The sequence below is a fragment of the Botryobacter ruber genome, assembly GCF_003347595.2.
Classification (GTDB): Bacteria; Bacteroidota; Bacteroidia; order Cytophagales; family Hymenobacteraceae; genus Pontibacter; species Pontibacter ruber_A.
The window spans coordinates 71,109-89,237 of record NZ_QCZK02000053.1; the positions used below are offsets into that span (position 1 = coordinate 71,109).

Here is an 18,129-nt window from a genome sequence, read left to right on the forward strand (position 1 = left end):
TTTACCAATTTTCCGATAGTTCCGCTTACGCCTAACGAGTACACTTAAAAACTTTTAAGACTTACGTTTAATTGTATGCAAAAAATTATCTTTCTCCTGCTGCTGGTACTGGTAGTATCGGTAAGCCAGGCACAAAACCGGGGTGCTGTAGCAGGAACGGTAACGGATGGCGAAGATGCTTCGCTCCTGGAGTATGCCACAGTAGCCGTAGTAGAACCCCGGGATTCGTCGCTGATCTCGTACACGCTGACGACCAAAGAAGGCACATTCACGCTGCGTAACCTGCCGGCAGAGCAGCCCCTGAAAGTGATAGTTTCGTTTGTGGGCTACCAGAACTTCCGCAAGATTATTCAGCTGCAGAAAGGTGAAACGCTGGATTTTGGAAGCATAAAGCTAAGCAAAAATGTTCAGTTGGCAGAAGTAACGGTTACCGGGGAGCGGCAGCCGGTTGTTTTCAAAAAAGACACCATCGAGTTTAACGTTGAAGCTTTCAAGACCCGCCCCAACGCCGTGGTAGAAGACCTGCTCAAGAAACTGCCCGGCCTGCAGGTAGATATTGACGGTACCATTACCGTGAACGGACGGAAAGTATCGAAAATAACGGTTGATGGAAAAGACTTCTTTGCCAGCGATATTACCGTGGCTTCTAAAAACATAGACGTTTCGCTGGTTGACAAGGTACAAGTAATCGACGACCGCGAAAATGACCCGGACCGCCTGAAAAACGATGCAGAGGTAGATAAAATTATTAACCTGAAGCTGAAGCGGGCCATCAAGAAAAGTGTATTTGGCAAAGTGTATGCCGGCCAGGGCACTCGCGACCGTTTTGAAGCAGGGGGTATGCTGAACATGTTCCGCGACACGCTGCAGCTGAGCGTAATTGGGTTCGGCAACAACGTAAACCGGGCTGCCTTCTCCAACAGCGATCTGCATAGCCTCGGCGGCTTCGGCAGGAGCGGCACCTCCACCTACGAGGCGGGTGTGGATGTGGGCGGCAGAAGCTGGGGCATACAGAACATCGGGTCCGGTGGCTTTAACCTGAACTACGATCTCCCCAAAAAGCTAAAAACCAACCTGATGTATTTTTACAACAATTCGGTAAATAACAGTGAGAGCGATGGTTATTCTATCCTGCCGGTAAAAACAGACACAACTTTATTCACCGACAGAAGCTCCAGGTACACAAACTTCCAGACAAGGCACAACATAAACGGACTGCTACAATGGACAGTAGATACCGCCTCTAATATTCGGTACCAACCTAAAGTTTCTTTCAACGAATATCGTAGCATATCCAGGGAAAACAGCCTTACCGAAAACAACTATGGCAATACTGTAGCTACACAGCTCAACGATGGCAGAAGAAATGGCAACAGCATGGGCTATGAACACAGATTAGCTTATTACCGCCGCTTCAAAAAGAAAGATCAGTCCATAAATATCACAAATAACCTGCGCCTTAACCCCAGCAACAGTACCAACCTAATACTGGCACACGCTGTCCAATACAAACACCGGAACGGCAATATACTAACAAACAATATCCCTAGCAACCAGGAGCTTTTAGTCGAAGAGGCAACCAACTCCGGCAACTTTGATATTTACTACCGCCACCCGCTTTCGAAGAAGGTAGTCTCCGACTGGACTCTGAGCACCCTCTACGAAGGCAACATACAGGAAAGAGCAACTTATAAGTATAACCCCGAAACTCAATTGACCGAGGAATTCCTGCCCGACCAGAGCTCAGATGTACAGCGTGATCAACTGACGTACCGTATCCGCCCAGGCCTAACCTGGAACATTTCTAATAAAAAGCGGTTGCAGGCATCGGCTGTTCTGCAAAAGCAGAATGTCTTTAATACCTTCAAAAGCATTGACCAGGAAATAAACAGAAGCTATTACCACGTGCTACCAAGCCTTAGTTATTCTGCTGGGCAGTTATCGATTAACTACAACATGAATTTGCGGCAGCCTTATATCTCGCAGTTACAACCAGCTGTTATGGTCTGGGGCTTGTACAGGTCGTCGGGTAACCCGGATCTGCGGCCAGTTAAAAGCCACTCTGTTTATATGTCGTACCGAAAAAATATACCGGCATCGCAGATCGATTACAACATAAGTACCAATGCCTCCCTCGACGAAAACTCAATTATACAAGCCACTATCGTAGATGCCTCAGAAGGCACTACTTTTAATAAACCTATTAATTCGGGTGTATACAGTTATACCTGGAGCCATATGCAGGTAAGCAAACGTTTTAAGAAGGTGCATGATATCCAGGCCAGAATTTCCTTGTCGCTTAATATGAACACCAATATGCGGCCAATATACATGAACAAGCAGGAAGACACGCAGCACCAGTACAGCCCGGGCTTAAGCAGCTATTTCTCCCTGAGCTGGAAAGAGCTTGTGCAGCTGGAGCCAAACTATTCTTACTCCAGAAATTTCAACAGGTACGCCGTCAACACCGAAAACAATATCAACTCGTTCAGCCACCGATTGAACAACATGATACGGGTATCGTGGCCTAAGAAAGTAATTTGGGAACTTAACCAACAATACACCTACAACTCGCTCATACAGCGTGGCTTTCAGAAATCAACTAACCTGTTGCATGGGTCTGTGTCGTTGCAGATGCTCCCAAAAGACAAAGGGCAGCTGAAACTAACCTGCTTCGACCTCCTAAACGAGAACAGAGGTATCTACAGCTATGTGTATGACAGAGAGCAATCTACCGGCACCCAACTCGTGCTGCGCCGCTACTTCATGCTCACGTTCCAGTACAACTTTAACAAGACGGTAACGAAGTAAATTATCTGAACCGTTGATGGTAGTGATGAAATGATTTTTGTGATTTCATGTTTGCTTTTGAGAATGGATTCATGAATTAATAGAACTCAACTTATTCTCAGTCGTCTGCAAGAGGTAATGTAAAATCACATACATCATTCCATCACTACTATCAACGGTCTAAAATAGTATCTTTGCAGGCAAAACAGATTCTGAAACACCAATGCCTGCTCAAAAGCCACTGCTCTCGCTCAACAACATCACCGTTCGCTACCTGACCAATACACTCTTCACCGACCTGACTTTCCGTGTGAATAAAGGGGAGCTGTGGGCGCTGGTGGGCGAGAGTGGTTCGGGCAAACGCGACCTGCTCGATACCATTGCCGGCAAAAACAACGTGACCAGGGGCAGCGTGACGCATCATTATTTCCAGGAGTACGTGCAGCAACTGGAAAAGCACAACCCGCTCACCACCTTCCTGGACCTGCAGGCAACCGTGCCGCAGAAGCACGATTTCACGAACCTGTGCAACGTCCAGAGCTTTTACTACCAGCAGCGCTACAACTCCTACGACTCCGAAGACGCCCTCACCGTAGAACGCCACTTAGCAACTATTAAACCGGCCGCAGGAGTGCCCGCTTTCTGGACATTGGAAAAAGTGATCGCCAGGTTCAACCTTACCGACCTGCGCCACAAGCACCTGATCAAGCTTTCGAACGGCGAAACAAAACGGGTGCTGCTGGCGGCTGCGCTACTCAAAAATCCACGCCTGCTGCTCATGGACAACCCGCTGATGGGGCTGGATGTAGACGCCCGTGCCGCCTTTAATGAAACGCTACGCCAGATTGCTGCTTCCGGCATTACGGTCATTATGGCCACCTCGCCAAAAGAAGTACCCGATGCCATCACGCATGTAGCTGTTTTGAAAAAGGGGAAATTAGAAAAGACAGAGAAGCGGGAGGAGTATGAGCCGGAGCAGGTTGTATTCACGCCACCCCCTGCCCTGCCCGAAGCAGAACTGCTCGATTTACTGTCCTACAACCCGCCGGCGGTTTACGATTCTGTTGTGCAGATGAACAATGTTTCCATCAAATACGGCGACAAGCAGGTGCTCGACGGGGTGGACTGGCACATCCGGCAGGGGGAGCGCTGGGCGCTGCTGGGGCACAACGGAGCCGGTAAAACTACTTTGCTCAGCCTCATCAACGGCGATAATCCGCAGTCGTACGCCAAAAAGATAGCGCTCTTTGGCCGCAAACGGGGCAGCGGCGAATCGATCTGGGACATCCGCCGGCGCATCGGTTTTGTGTCGCCGGAGCTGTTCCAGTACTTCCCCAAAGGCAGCACCTGCCACGAAGTAGTAGAATCGGGAATGTACGACACGCTGGGCCTGTTCAGGCAAAGCGAACAAGCCAATGCCGCCATTGCCCTGCGCTGGATGCGCCTGCTCGAAATCGACCAGGAGGCGGCGAACTCGTTCCAGGAGGTCTCGGCGAGTACCCAACGGCGTGCGCTGCTGGCGCGGGCGCTGGTCAAAAACCCGGCCCTGCTTATCCTCGACGAACCCTGCCAGGGCCTGGACCTGCACGAACAGCTCCAGTTCCGGCAGCTCCTCGATGCCATCTGCGCCCACAGCCCGACCACCCTCATCTATGTAACACATTACCTGGAGGAACTGCCGCAAAGCATTACCAACGTACTGCACCTGGAGAACGGGAAAGTGGTGTAACCACACAAAAACCGGCCCTCGGGCTTCAGGTAAGGCAGTGGTGGCAGGAGCAGTGAACTTTTTGCACCTGTCCGGGCAGATTTTAATCTGCAGCCACTCCCACCACTGCCTTTGCACATCAAAAGACCCGCCATGTACACCTTCCGGTTGACTCCCGGCCTGTCGTGCGCATTCATATGAAAACATTGTAGCGATTTTACGTTAGATAGGGGCAGAAAACACCGACTGAACCCTTTTATATGATAGCTAGCTTCAGACAGGTAAGTTTACCTGTCCTTATCGCTGTACTTTCGTTTGGCTGTGCACGTAAGCAATTTTTCGCTCCCACCCCCCTGACAGATGCAGCACAATATGAGCTTTTAAAAAGTGACGCGCAGGCCAACGTAGATAGTGTAACACTGAAGGCAGGCAAACACTACAAAGCAAGCCGCCTGCACAACCTATTCTGGGGCAAACACTACCGCCCACTCTGGACTGCACCGGTCCGGGTAAAGGTTTTTGACATGGATGTGGCCAAAGGCGGTCTTAAGTTTGATAAGCTAGGCGGCGGCATGCAAACCACCAGCCTTACCCTGGTAGATGAAAACGGCTTTTCCTACGCCCTCCGCTCCATTGACAAAGACCCGATCGATCTCCTGCCCGGCTTCCTGAAAAAGACCTTTGTTGCCAATGTGCTCCGCGACCAGACCTCTGCCATAAACCCGTATGCTGCACTGGTACTGCCCACCCTGATCGAAGCCGCCGGTATTCCGCATTCCACGCCGGAACTGGTGTATGTGCTGCCTACCGATACCTCTTTCGGGGAAAACAGCGAAAGATTCCAGGACCGCCTGTTCATGATCGAAGAAAAATACACCGACAAAAAATCCATAACCTCTGCCCTCGGCAAAGCCATCGATGTAGTCGGCTCAGACAACATGCTCCACGAACGCTTTGACGAAGACGATCATTTTATCGACCAGCAGGCCTTCGGTAAAGCCCGCCTCTTCGACATTTTTATCAACGACTGGGACCGGCACGAGGGGCAATGGAACTGGGCGGTGTACAAAGAAAACGGCGAAACCATTTACCGGCCCATTCCCAAAGACCGCGACAACGCCTTCTTTAAATTTGGGGATGGCATCATTCCCTGGCTGTTCAGCAGGAAATGGGCGCCCCTACGCAAGTTCGAAACCTTTACCCGGGACTATAAAGACGTGTATGCCCTGCACATAAATGCGAAGTTTATCGACAGCCGCGCCCTGTCTAAACTCACCTCCCGGGACTTCGATTCGATAGCGCTCGAGCTGCAAAGCGCCCTGACCGACGAGGTAATAGAGCGGGCTGTTCGGAATTACCCGGATGCAGTCTACAAACTGGAAGGAGCAACAACTATTGCCAAACTAAAGAGCAGGCGCGACCAGCTTCCTTACGCGGCACGCGAGTTCTATAAGGTCCTGGCAAAAAAGGTAATGGTGATCGGAACAGACGAAGAAGACCTGTTTGAGGTAAAACGACTCAACGACGAAGAAACCGCCGTTACTGTAAAACGTAACTCTGATAATAAACTGACTTATCATCGTGTGTTTTATCGCTCCGAAACCGACAGGATCATACTGCACGGTCTTGACGAGGATGATAAATTTAACGTAAGCGGCGAGGTTAAGAAAGGAATACCGGTTGTGATAGTGGGCGGAAGAGGAGAAGATGAGATAAAGGATACCTCACGCGTAAAAGGATGGAGCAAGCACACCATCGTGTACGACACCAAAAACGGGACCGACCTGGAAGGCGGACCTGAAACAAAAGACAACAGGAAAAACGATGTGAGCGTCCATGCTTTCGACCGTGAAGGATTTTAGAAAGCCACTACACCCGGACAACAGTAAAACAAAAACCAACCAGAAACCCACAAGTTTACACGCTCCCTACATGAACAAATACCAATTGAAAAAATACTTGCTAAAAATAAACCTGCTAATAGGCGCTACAGCCGCCATGCTTACCAGTTGCAGCGAACGATTCAGTCATACGGTGCAGCAAGTACCCGCTCCACCACAACCAGTTGCAGCCAACGTACCCGACTACAGCGACAGCACCATAGTAGTAGCTGCCGGCAAGCACTACGACCGCAGCAGGCTGCACACGTTCTTTTATGGCAAACACTATCGCCCCGCCTGGACCACCCCTGTCGAAGTAGAAGTGCTGGACATAGGCACAGCCAAAGGCGGATTAAAACCACTGCAGTTGGGCGGCAGCAGGCAAACCATCAACCTGCGCCTTGAAGACTCGGCAGGAACAGAATATGTGCTTCGCTCCATTGACAAGGAGCCCGCCAGCGCCCTGCCCGAAAAGTGGCAGAAAAGTTACATTGCCAACATTGCCCGCGATGCTACCTCTGCCACGCTTCCCTATGCTGCACTCACGCTCCCGCCTATGTTGGAAGCGCTCAACATCTACCATGTAAAACCAGAACTGGTGTACGTACCGCACGACCCGCGCCTGGGCGAGTACCTCGACGACATTGGCGGCATGGTGGCTTTGCTCGAAAAACGTCCATCTGGTGATCAATCCAACAACCCCACCATGGGCAACGCCGAAAAAGTGACCAGTACCCAATCCATGCTGGAAGACCGGATCTATGATAACGACACCCGGGTTGATGCCCGTTATTTTCTGCGTGCCCGCCTCTTCGATATGCTTATAGGCGACTGGAGCCGCCACGAAGACAACTGGCGCTGGGCCGAGTTTAAACAGGATTCCATGTTAATGTACAGGGCTATCCCCAGAGACCGCGACAATGTATTTTACAAACTGAATGATGCCATCATCCCCTGGCTGTTCATGCGCACCGGGCTCAAAAGCCACTTCCAGACATTCCGTCCCAAGATCAAGAACCTGTCAGACTTAAACAAAAGCGGGCACAACCTCGATAAGATCCTTCTGGCGGAGCTATCCCTGCAGGACTGGCAGGAGGTGGCTGACAGTGTGCAGCAAGCGCTGACGGATGAGGTAATTGAAAAGGCCTTCAGAAGGATGCCCGATACTATTTACGAAATAACAGCTCCGTCCATTATGGCAAAACTGAAAAGCAGGCGCGCCCAGCTTCCTGCTGCTGCTGCGTCTTACTACAAATACCTCTCCTGCAATGCAGTGGTAGTAGGCACCGATAAACACGAGCTTTTCGAGGTAAATGTGCTATCCGAAAACCAGGTGCAGGTGCAGGTTTATAAAACCAAAAAGGATGGCGATGTGCAGTACCTCTTCTTTGACAGGGTGTATGATGCCAACGTCACCCAGGTACTGCAGCTCTACGGGCTCGACGGCAACGATCAGTTTGTGGTGAAGGGAAATGTGGCGCCTAAAATAGAGATCAATATCTGGGGGGGTGCCGGAGAAGATGCCTACACCGTTACAACAGAAAACAAAAAGCTGGCAAAAAAAATAGCGATCGAAGACTCTATGTACCGCAACACCTACGATGTGGCTAAAAAAACAAAGGTAACGGTAAACGATAATCCGGCGGCAAACAAATACATAGGCGAAGGCTGGCTCCTGCGGTATTACCTCAACTGATTTTACTGGCTTAAAAAATCTGCTGCAGCTGCCACCACAGCCACTGCTCCTCCACTGGAACAGCTTTTCTTTCCTGCGTGAGCAGCAGCGGCTGTGGTGGCAGCTGCAGCAGAACTAAAACAGCAAAAAAGAGCGCTGCTGATTCAGGCCGCTACTCCTCCTCCTGGTTCCGGACTACCACCGTAGCCGATGCCTGGGCCGCCGGGAATACCAGCACTTCGGCCAGGTTCACGTGCGGCGGTCGTGTTACAATAAAGGCAATGATATCGGCAATGTCTTCTGCATACAAAGGTTTCAGGCCTTTGTACACGTTATCGGCCTTATCCTTGTCTCCCTTAAACCGCACCTCCGAAAACTCGGTGTGCACCAGCCCGGGGTTTATTTCCGATACCTTTATTCCCTCTTTCACCAGGTCAAGCCGCATGGCCTGCGACAGAGCATCTACGGCATGTTTGGAAGCGCAATACACATTCCCGTTCGGGTATACCTCTTTTCCGGCAACAGAGCCGATGTTTACGATGTGCCCGCTCCTGCGTTTTATCATCAGGGGAATAACGGCCTGGCTCACATACAGCAGCCCCTTCACATTAATGTCCATCATCGCCTCCCAGTCATCTACAGCTCCGTGCTGGATCGGGGACATGCCATGGGCATTACCGGCATTGTTAACCAGAACATCAATGGCTTTCCACTCCTCCGGCAAGCTGTTGATGGCCTCCTGAACTGCCTCCCTGTGCCGCACATCGAAGATAAGCGTGCGCACCGGAACCGAGGTAATCTCCTGCTGCAGCTCTTCCAGGCGTTGGGCTCTGCGACCTGTAGCAATGATATGGTACCCGTGCCGGGCAAGCAATAGCGCGGTAGCCCTGCCTATTCCGGATGTAGCACCCGTTACTAACGCAATTCTGGGCATCTGTTATTCGAAGAATAAGATAAACGAAACGTTATTGGTGGTCATGCGCTGCAGGTTACGGCTATAAATGTTATCGTCCGCAATGTGCTGGTTAATTAAACCATGCGAGAAACGCAGTTCCGGGGCAAACTTAAAGAAAGGATAAAACATATCTAGTCCCACCCCATATTCCAGCGCCAGGTCAAAATCCTGCGTCCGTAGTTCTTCGCCCGGCTGATCGTTCTTGCGGCTGTTCAGGTCGATACCCGGTTTTATGCCACCCACAAAATACATCCGGTAATTGGTCCTTCGTTTCGACTTATACTGCAGCAGCAAAGGTAATTCTATCACGGTAGCGCCCAGGGTAACATTTTCGGTTTTGGAGGCAGTCCCATCCGGTTGGGGTATGTTGGCGTACTCGATGGTACGGCTGTAAAAGCCAACTCCCGGCACAAACCTGAAATCGAGGTAATCGGCCAGCCCTACGTTCAGTACCAGTCCCGTATAAAAGCCCGGCGTGATTTTCGGATTAATCGTCATGGCACTGGCGCCTTTGCTCAGCTGGTTGGCATACTCCTGCGAATGCTCTACTTTGTAACTGGTAAGCGGCAGCGACAGGTAAAAACCGTAATGAACGCGTTTGGCGTCGTAGTTAGACTTGTTATCCTGCTTAATTTTAACTTGTGCAAGTGCAGTACCCTGGCAGCCCAGGAGCAGCAATACAATAAAAGCTGGTTTGGCTATTTTTTGCCAGTGTAGATGGAGCTTATTCCAAATGTAAGAGAATGCCATTTTGTTGATTTAAATCCAACCTGTTGAAAAATATTAATAAACGCCTGCCCATCCGGGAAAGCCTGCACCGACTCCGGCAGGTATGTATAGGCAGCCCGGTCCTTAGAAACGAAATTACCTACCACAGGTAGTATATTCTTGAAATAAAATTGATACAATTGTTTCATCGGGAAACGGGTAGGCTTCGAAAATTCCAGCACCACAACTGTACCTCCAGGCTTTAGCACCCGGTGCATCTCTGCCAGGCCCCGCGTCAGGTTCTCGAAATTACGTACCCCGAAAGCTACCGTAATCGCATCGAAAGTGTTATCCTGAAAAGGCAGGTTTTCGGAGTCGCCGTAGAGCAGTTCAATTTTACCGGACAATCCTTTTCGTACCAGCTTCTCACGTCCTACTGCCAGCATGCCTTCCGAAATATCAACTCCTGTTATTTTTTCCGGATTCAGACGAAGCGCTTCTATGGCAAAATCGGCTGTACCAGTGGCAATATCCAGGATCTGCTTTGGCTTTTCGGGCGCCAGTAACCGGATTGCCTTTCGCCTCCAGACAATGTCAATACCAGCGCTGAGAAAGTGGTTCAGGAAATCGTACTTGCCGGCAATGTTGTTAAACATTTCAGCAACCTGCGATTTCTTATTGTTATTCTGGTCTTTATAGGGTACTACCGCCATTGGCTCTTTATAAAATGAAAATCAGGCAAAAATACGGCTCCTGAAACTTTAATTCATAACATATCAGGTAAAATATAAAAAAAAACAGGTTGAGCGTTGGCTCAACCTGTTTTGTATGCTGCAACAGTAGCTCAATGGCTGCTGCCTTTACGGATTATTATCTGGTAGGGTTTGTTGTATTGTTTGTGCCTTCAGGTTGTCTTTCGATTACTCTGAATTCAGTTCTTCTGTTTAACTGCATGTTTTCGGCAGAAGTGTTAGGCACTGCAGGGCGACGCTCGCCATAGCTCACAGTTACTAAGCGTTGTGGAGAGATACCTTGTTTGATAAGGTAGTTGTAGGCAGCTTCCGCTCTGTTATCACCTAATTCCATGTTGTATTCATCGCTTGCACGCGAATCGCAGTGGCCTTCTATGCTTAAGTTGATCGTAGGATTGGCTTTCAGGATGCGGGCTATATTATCAAGCTCCTTGATTGATTCCGGGCGCAGGTAATATTTGTCGGTATCGTAGTAGATCTTCTGGAAACGATCAGCACCAGCAACAGCGCGAGTAGTATCAGTATACGGAACATAGAAGTTCTTGGTAATGGAAGTCGTGTCGTTAAGCGCCATTGGAACTTCAAACTCCTGGGTAGTAATATTTTTCCCGTCTTTCGATACCTGTACCTGGTAGTTACGTCCTGAAAGCACAGTTACTTCGTAGTTTCCGGAGTCAGGACGGGTAATATCGCGGTAAGAAATCGGGCGTCTGTCGGCTTGTGTACCGCTGAAGATCAGTTCAACGCCAGGGATTGCTAAGCTATCAGGTAACGAAAACACCTGGCCAACCAGACGCACGTTACGGATGTAGTTGATCGTATAGATATCTTTCTCGCCGTAGCCACCAATGCGGTAAGAAGATAAGTAAGCATAACTGCCATCAGGGCTCAGACGGTAGTAGGTATCATCGTCCGGCGTGTTAACCGGCGAACCTAAGTTAACAGGACGGCTCCACCTTTTGGCAACAGAGTCGAACTTGGCAGAGAAGATATCATAACCGCCCATGGTGTTGTGGCCTCTTGAAGCAAAGTACAAAGTACCATCTTCTGCCAGGTAAGGGCTATCGTCGTCGAAGTCGGTGTTAATGGTATTTCCAATGCTTTGTGGTTCTCCCCACTGGCCGTTCGACTGGCGTTTCGACACATAAATATCCAGGTCACCGCGCTCTTCCGAAAAATGGCTTGTAGAGAAATACAGTGTCTGGCCATCCGGCGTAATGTAAGCGTCAGATTCAAAATCTCTTGTGTTAATTTTGTCGCCAATGCTTACCGGAACTCCCCAGCTACCATCGGAGGCACGTTCGGAGTACATGATGTCGCCATTGTTCTGGCTGCGGTACAACAGCATTTTGGTATCGTTGTCGAATAACTGGATAGAGGCATCGTGTACCGTACTGCTCAGCGATCCGGCAAGAGAGCGGGGCTCTTCCCACCCATCATTTTCAATTTTTCTGGTCTCGAAGATGTCTTCGTAGAATTCGCCGTCAGGAGCTCTTCTGCTACCTGATGCGGCCTCGCTGCGGGAGGTAAACAGCAGGTATTTTTCGTCGGAAGAAATAACCGGGCTGTGCTCCGAGTAGGAAGAGTTGATGGTGCCGCCAAGGTTTTTCACGAAAACATCTTTCGGATTGGCCACCTCTCTTTTCGCGTTCTTGCTGTGCTGGATGAGCAAAGCAACTTCATCGCGACGGGCATCGTCTCTTCTTCGGATTTTTGGCTGGTACAGCTCATAGTAACGGATGGCATCATCGAAACGGTAGTTCAGGTGATTGATCCGGCCGAGCCAGTACTCAATATCACGGTCAATGTTTGGCTTTAAGGTGTAGGCACGCGTGATATAGTCCATGGATTTCTCCTTGTCGAACGTCACGTAGCTGACACCAGCCAGGTAAAGCGCCTCTGCATTGTTTGGATCATTGGCAATTACCCTCTCATAATAGGTCGCAGCTTGTCTGTAATTCTCTCTGTCGAAAAGCTTATTTCCACTACGCATGAGTTGTCGGTTGCTCTGAGCAGTTGCTACAGTAGCCATAAGGCAAGCAATAGCAATAAGCAGTGAAAGCCTGGGAAAAGTTCTGGCTAAGTTGTTCATGTTGTAAAGGGTTTGTTTGAGTTTGGTGGTTTTGTTATTCACTAGTTCTGTTACGATTATTCATTTCAGGCGGAGCACTTCAAATAAGTCCACCTCAAAAGACCAAGTTTCGCTTCTATACGGTATATCAGTTTAAAAGTATATTCATAAGCAACAGTTCTTTAAAATTTACATTTTCAGGCGCACGAAGATACATTTAATATCCATATATCTAAACCCAAAATATAGGTAAATATAAATATAAGTGCTTTAAAAAAAAATAATTCAACTATTTTTTGAAATATTGATGATACAGAAAATCGCATCCCTGTTTTTTGAGAAAAGATATGGTTTAAACACTTACCACAGTTGCCTAACCTGCAGGGGCGTCACCCTCCTTAGCTAACAAATTAATTATCAGCTCCTAACTTATCTTTATTGAAAACAAATTGCCCTGTAAGCGGCCTTAACAGCAGGATTTAAACAAACAAAACAGGCATGCCGCTGCTGCTGCCAACAGCTGCAAAACCAGCTACAGAAGCCGATTCAGTGTATTAACACGGCCCTGTAGCCTGGTATTTTTCAGAAAACAACCCCGGAAACGAAATCCAGTTTAAAACAAACAGACATGCAACACTACCACCTGAACAACAAGCATTTACACCACCTTCAATGCGTAGCCACCAATCGTTTCCGGAGTAGTTTCTGCCTGCATATCTTTAGCAGCAACCAATCTCCCGGCTCCTGCCTTACCCGTCCGGCTACTATACGCAATAGCCACCAGCTGTACTGATTTAATCCTATTAACTTCTACAGAATACCTTGCCCGAAAAAAGACACCCGGACCAGTATCGCAAATTAGCTCAATAAGAATAATCACATTAGTGAAGCAACCCTGACTACTCAGCCAGGGTAACAGGCGCAGTTAGCCCATAAAAACACAAACTTATTCGGTTATTTAGCTCCTGAAACAAAGGCTATGATCCGGTGTTATAAAATATCATGAAGGAATTATACCGTGGCGCATAAAACCCAAAACAGCCATGCAGCAGAGGCTATGGTGACAGGTGCAGCAGAACAAAAGCGGCGGTGTGGGCACCGGAAATAACGGAAGAAGGCTACACCTCCGGTTCAAAAATTTATGCTGTAGATATCTTTTGCACCAAAACCTCCGGGCCTGTCTGAAGAAAAGTATCCCCGTTTTAAGCTGTTGTCCAACGTAAAATAAATATCATCGAAGGGCGAGTTCACGGGCATGCCAACATTTTCGGCCTTACTCCATTCTGAACTGCTGATGCGCGATTTAAAAATATCGAAACCGCCAATCGAATTATGCCCCCTGGAACTAAAATAAAGCGTATTGGTGGTTACATCGGCAAACGGGGCGTCTTCGTCAAAACTGGTATTTATGTTGGGCCCCAGGTTCAGGGCCTCGCTCCAGGTGCCGTCGGTTTTCTTGTAACAGACATAGAGGTCAAGGCCGCCGTATCCTCCCTCCCGGTCGCTCGAAAAAAAAGCAAATTTGCCATCGTCGGTTACATGCACCGAAAGCTCTGCTGCGCCCCTGTTAAATGGCTTCCCCAGGCGCTCGGGCGTACTCCAGTCGCTCCCCTGCCACTTCAGGCAGAACAATCCTCCTCCCTTACCGGAATAATAGGTATAAAGCTGCTGCCCGTTGGGCGAAACGGAAACCACGGCGTGATGCTGCAGCTTACTTTCGGACTGCAGAAACTGCTCTGAGGGCTGCCACTCTCCATTTTTCAGGCGCGAAATCCTCATCTGCTCTACTCCTGCAGCCAGCCCGTTAGCTGAGAGCCTGCGGGTGGTATATACCATAGCCGTATCGCCTGGCAGCAGAACCGGCACATAATCTGATAACTCAGAATTGATTCCTGCCCCTGCATTCGCAACTTCCGCTACCGGTGGAAGCTCAGACAAAACAATACCGGCTTCACACTCATAAATCCTTTTTTGCAGCAGCGCTATGTTCTCCATATCCCGGCGTGCAGCCCGTGCCAGTTCTTTCCTGAAATAAGTTATGGCTTCCTCAAAATCAGAAGCAAGGTGATGCGCATCGCCTATTGCCACCAGAATATCTTCGGCCACCAACGGATCCAGTTCATAGGCTTTGTGCAGGTAGCGCTTAGCTTTTGAAGGTTCGCTTAGTTCGAGGTAACAAAGACCCAGCCTGTAAGCTGCCAGTTTATGAGCAGGCTTGTGCTGCAACACCTGCACATACAGGTCAGCTGCCAGTGCAAACTGCTGCGCTGCAAAAGCCTTGTCGGCTTTTTTTAAGACATCATTATCCACGCCGGCTAGTATTGGCTGCCCTGTCCGAACAACCACCAACACCACCAGACTAAAGAGTACAAACCAAATTCGCATCATTTTTCAAATGCTATCTTCCAATATCTTCCCACCCAGATTCGTTAAAAAGATCAGCTGCTGCAGTCACCATAGCCGCTGCTCCGGCAGAAATGGCGCATTTCAACCTACCGGTTTAAAAAATATATGGTAACTTTACCTGCCGGTTCAGGATTTTTGCCTGAAAGGCTGAAATTACTAAAAGAATAGCTGTAGTTTAATACTGTGGCTCAAAATTTTAATTGTTAGCAGCTTGCAAAAGCACACAGTATGGTTATAAAGGAAGCAAAGTTTTTAGTGAGCAACACGCGGGTAGATCTCTGCCCTGCACCCGACAAGCCGGAGTACGCTTTTATCGGCCGCTCGAATGTTGGAAAATCGTCGCTCATTAACATGCTTACGCACCAGAGCAAACTGGCCAAAACATCTTCGTCGCCTGGCAAAACGCAGCTGATCAACCACTTTCTTATTAACAACGAGTGGTACCTGGTAGATTTGCCGGGCTACGGTTATGCCAAAGTCAGCAAGGACTCCAGGGAGAGCTGGCGCAAAATGATCAACTTTTACTTCCAGAAGCGCGAGAACCTTACCTGTGTATTTGTCCTGATCGATTCGCGGCACGAGCCCCTGAAACAGGACCTGGATTTTATTAACCAGCTTGGCACGATGGGTGTGCCTTTTGTGTTAGTGTTTACAAAAACCGACAAGCAGTCCAGCATTAAAACAGACGCTACGATAGCTGCGTATGTACGTACCCTAAAGAAAACCTGGGACGAGTTGCCCCGCATGTTCAAAACATCATCGGTAGACCAGACAGGACGCGACGAAATACTCAAGTTCATTGATGAAGTAAACGCACAGGTACAGTCGCAGTAGCTTTAGGCAGGATTTTTGTTTTGTAGTACTACAGTAATTTAAATACTTTTAATATGACACGTAAATTTTCGATATTGTTTTTAGGATTTGCCTTTGCGGCAGTCACCGCCTCAGCACAAACCGTAGCCCAGAAGCCCGAAACTGAAAAGCAGGAAAAAGTATGGGTACCGGAGAAAACACCTCCTGTTGCAGAGCATTACGAAGGCGGCGTGGAAGCCATGTACAAGTTTATCAACAGCGAACTAAAATATCCGCCGCTGGCCAAACGCAACCGCAAACAAGGTACCTGCATCATTGGCTTTACCCTGAATGAAGACGGCTCTACCTCAGGTTTTAAAATATTAAGTGAAGTAGGCGCCGGAACCGGCGATGAAGCACTGCGGGTGGCCAGGCTGTTAAAATTTAATGCTCCTGGTTATAGTATAGTAGGCAGTGTGCCAATTATGTTTAAATTGTAACAAAAAAGTTTAACCCTTTATTATGCCGATCGATTTAAAACAAGTTGCAGCCATTTCTGGCATGAACGGACTTTACCGGGTGGTGAAGCCAACACGCAGTGGTGTGATTATAGAGAGCCTTTCTGACAAACCAACCCGTTTGGTAGCGCAGGCACGTCACCGTATGTCGTTGCTGGACGAAATTTCTATTTACACCACCGATGAAGAAACAACTGTTCCGCTAGCCGAAGTGTTTGAGCGTGTACATCAGAAATACGGACAGGAACTGCCACTAAGCGAAAAACCAAGCAACGAGGAGTATAAATCCTTTATGGAAGATGTGCTGCCGGAGTACGATGAGGAACGCGTGTACGTTTCTGACATGAAAAAACTGGTGAACTGGTACCAGATCGTTAGCAAACACGTCGGTTTTTCAGAGGCAACCTCAACAGATGGCGAACCAGCGGATGTATCGGCAAATACCGAAAGTACAGAAGACAAAGCTAAAAAATAACGGAAGGCCCTTCTCACCGGAGGGCCTTCTTCTTTTAACCCCTTACTCCCTTTCCCCGTTTTCTGTTATGGAAGACTATTCACCTGTTGTATTTTCGGGCGCAAAAAACCAGTTGCAGAAATATTTCGATGTAAAGCGGCTCAAGGCCTCCACCTTACCAGAATTGGAACAGCAGATAGCCTCGGTGGTAGGCAACCTGCTCCGCACCGACCTGAACAAACTACTCCACATCCTGTACCGGATAGATGTAGACGAACACCAGGTAAAAATAGCTCTAACCTCAGCTTCGGAAGAGGAAGTTGCTTTTAGAATAGCCCGTTTAATAATAAAGCGGGAACTGCAAAAAGTGCAGACCCGCTTTATTATTAAACAGCGCTAGTAAAATACTAGGCAACCACCGCCTTTTCGGCAGCCAGCAACTCTTCCACTTTCTTCACCATCTCTTCAGACCCGATGATCAGCGGGCACCGCTGGTGCAGTTCAGTTGGTTGAATCTCCATGATCCTGCGCGATCCGTCTGTTGCCCGGCCACCTGCCTGCTCAATAATAAAGGCAAGTGCATTGCCTTCATACATCAGGCGCAGTTTTCCTTTTGGAGCTTTTGCTGTAGGCGGGTACAGGTATACCCCACCCTTGAGCAGGTTCCGGTGGAAATCAGCCACCAGTGATCCAATGTAGCGCCCGGAATAGCTTTTTTCTTTACAATACTCGAGGTACTTTTTATAACCTTCCGGAAAGCTGTTAACACCGCCCTCGTTACAGGAATAAATTGTCCCGGTTTTTGGCGTTACAATGTTTGGGTTAGAAAGGAAAAACTCACCCAGCGAAACATCATAGGTAAAACCGTTAACCCCGTGACCTGTGGTATAAACCAGCATGGTGGAAGACCCATACACCACATAACCCGCTGCTACCTGGCATGTGCCGCGCTGGAGGCAATCCGCCTCTGTACTCTCGTCACCGGGCTCGCTTATTCTCCTGTAAATAGAGAAGATGGTACCGATCGATACGTTTACATCAATATTAGAGGAACCATCCATCGGATCGATGGCCACGATGTATTTCCCTTTTGAATTGCCGGTCAGGATAATATCATCCTCCTCTTCCGAAAGAATAGCACAAACCTCGCCCCCATTACGCAACGCCCGGATAAATCGAATGTTGGCAATCACATCGAGTTTCTGCTGCTCCTCCCCCTGCACATTCTGGTTACCGAAAGCGCCAGTCACGCCAATCAAACCGGCACGATTGATTTCCTTGTTAACAATTTTGGCTGCCAGTGCAATGTCGCGAAGCAACTGCGAAAGTTCACCGGTAGCATACGGGAACTCCTCTTGTTTTCTCATGATGAACCTGTCGAGCGTTGTGCCTACAGGCAGTGCGAGTTTGTCATTCATAA

Annotated in this window: 14 protein-coding genes; 8 read left to right on the forward strand and 6 right to left on the reverse strand. The window is 48.7% G+C overall.

Going from position 1 to position 18,129, the window contains the following annotated elements:
- The first annotated feature begins 75 nt into the window (after positions 1-75).
- The 4 genes from DCW36_RS17600 to DCW36_RS17615 all read left to right on the forward strand — a co-directional run bounded on the left by DCW36_RS17600 (position 76) and on the right by DCW36_RS17615 (position 8,074).
- Positions 76-2,811 (forward strand): outer membrane beta-barrel protein, encoded by a 2,736-nt coding sequence (locus DCW36_RS17600; protein WP_114781409.1) that lies wholly within the window; start codon positions 76-78, stop codon positions 2,809-2,811.
- A gap of 202 nt (positions 2,812-3,013) precedes the next feature.
- The gene (locus DCW36_RS17605; protein ID WP_114781410.1) at positions 3,014-4,519 is read left to right on the forward strand and encodes an ATP-binding cassette domain-containing protein; all 1,506 of its coding nucleotides are present in this window, start codon (positions 3,014-3,016) and stop codon (positions 4,517-4,519) included.
- Positions 4,520-4,758: 239 nt separating this feature from the next.
- Positions 4,759-6,360 carry a hypothetical protein gene (locus tag DCW36_RS17610; protein WP_114781411.1) on the forward strand — a complete coding sequence of 534 codons (1,602 nt, stop codon included), beginning with the start codon at positions 4,759-4,761 and terminating at the stop codon, positions 6,358-6,360.
- Positions 6,361-6,445: 85 nt separating this feature from the next.
- Complete coding sequence (locus DCW36_RS17615) at positions 6,446-8,074, forward strand: hypothetical protein (RefSeq protein WP_128396992.1); 1,629 nt, start codon at positions 6,446-6,448, stop codon at positions 8,072-8,074.
- Between the two features lie 151 nt (positions 8,075-8,225).
- Here the strand turns inward: DCW36_RS17615 and DCW36_RS17620 are convergent, their stop codons facing one another.
- The 5 genes from DCW36_RS17620 to DCW36_RS17640 form a co-directional block, all read right to left on the reverse strand.
- Positions 8,226-8,987 (reverse strand): SDR family NAD(P)-dependent oxidoreductase, encoded by a 762-nt coding sequence (locus DCW36_RS17620; RefSeq protein ID WP_114781413.1) that lies wholly within the window; start codon positions 8,985-8,987, stop codon positions 8,226-8,228.
- A 3-nt stretch (positions 8,988-8,990) separates the two neighbouring features.
- Positions 8,991-9,758: a type IX secretion/gliding motility protein PorT/SprT gene (gene porT, locus DCW36_RS17625; RefSeq protein WP_114781414.1), complete on the reverse strand. Its 768-nt coding sequence runs from the start codon at positions 9,756-9,758 to the stop codon at positions 8,991-8,993.
- A complete protein-coding gene (gene ubiE / locus DCW36_RS17630; protein ID WP_114781415.1) occupies positions 9,707-10,429 on the reverse strand; it encodes a bifunctional demethylmenaquinone methyltransferase/2-methoxy-6-polyprenyl-1,4-benzoquinol methylase UbiE in 723 nt (240 codons plus the stop codon). Before ubiE ends, porT begins: the two co-directional genes overlap by 52 nt.
- A gap of 157 nt (positions 10,430-10,586) precedes the next feature.
- Positions 10,587-12,461 carry an OmpA family protein gene (locus DCW36_RS17635; protein WP_240676227.1) on the reverse strand — a complete coding sequence of 625 codons (1,875 nt, stop codon included), beginning with the start codon at positions 12,459-12,461 and terminating at the stop codon, positions 10,587-10,589.
- Between the two features lie 1,209 nt (positions 12,462-13,670).
- Entirely contained in the window at positions 13,671-14,927 is a 1,257-nt protein-coding gene (locus DCW36_RS17640; protein WP_114781416.1) for a tetratricopeptide repeat protein, read from the reverse strand.
- A gap of 246 nt (positions 14,928-15,173) precedes the next feature.
- Here DCW36_RS17640 and yihA point away from each other — a divergent pair, with 246 nt between their 5' ends.
- The 4 genes from yihA (at position 15,174) to DCW36_RS17660 (ending at position 17,109) form a co-directional block, all read left to right on the forward strand.
- Positions 15,174-15,779, forward strand: coding sequence for a ribosome biogenesis GTP-binding protein YihA/YsxC (gene yihA / locus DCW36_RS17645; protein WP_114781417.1), 606 nt, complete (start codon positions 15,174-15,176; stop codon positions 15,777-15,779).
- Between the two features lie 53 nt (positions 15,780-15,832).
- On the forward strand, positions 15,833-16,237 hold the full coding sequence (locus tag DCW36_RS17650; RefSeq protein ID WP_114781418.1) for an energy transducer TonB: 405 nt from the start codon (positions 15,833-15,835) through the stop codon (positions 16,235-16,237).
- A 22-nt stretch (positions 16,238-16,259) separates the two neighbouring features.
- The gene (locus tag DCW36_RS17655; RefSeq protein ID WP_114781419.1) at positions 16,260-16,730 is read left to right on the forward strand and encodes a DUF5606 family protein; all 471 of its coding nucleotides are present in this window, start codon (positions 16,260-16,262) and stop codon (positions 16,728-16,730) included.
- Positions 16,731-16,797: 67 nt separating this feature from the next.
- Positions 16,798-17,109: a hypothetical protein gene (locus DCW36_RS17660; protein WP_114781420.1), complete on the forward strand. Its 312-nt coding sequence runs from the start codon at positions 16,798-16,800 to the stop codon at positions 17,107-17,109.
- A gap of 7 nt (positions 17,110-17,116) precedes the next feature.
- Here the strand turns inward: DCW36_RS17660 and fbp are convergent, their stop codons facing one another.
- Positions 17,117-18,127 (reverse strand): class 1 fructose-bisphosphatase, encoded by a 1,011-nt coding sequence (gene fbp, locus DCW36_RS17665; protein ID WP_114781421.1) that lies wholly within the window; start codon positions 18,125-18,127, stop codon positions 17,117-17,119.
- Positions 18,128-18,129: the final 2 nt, after the last annotated feature.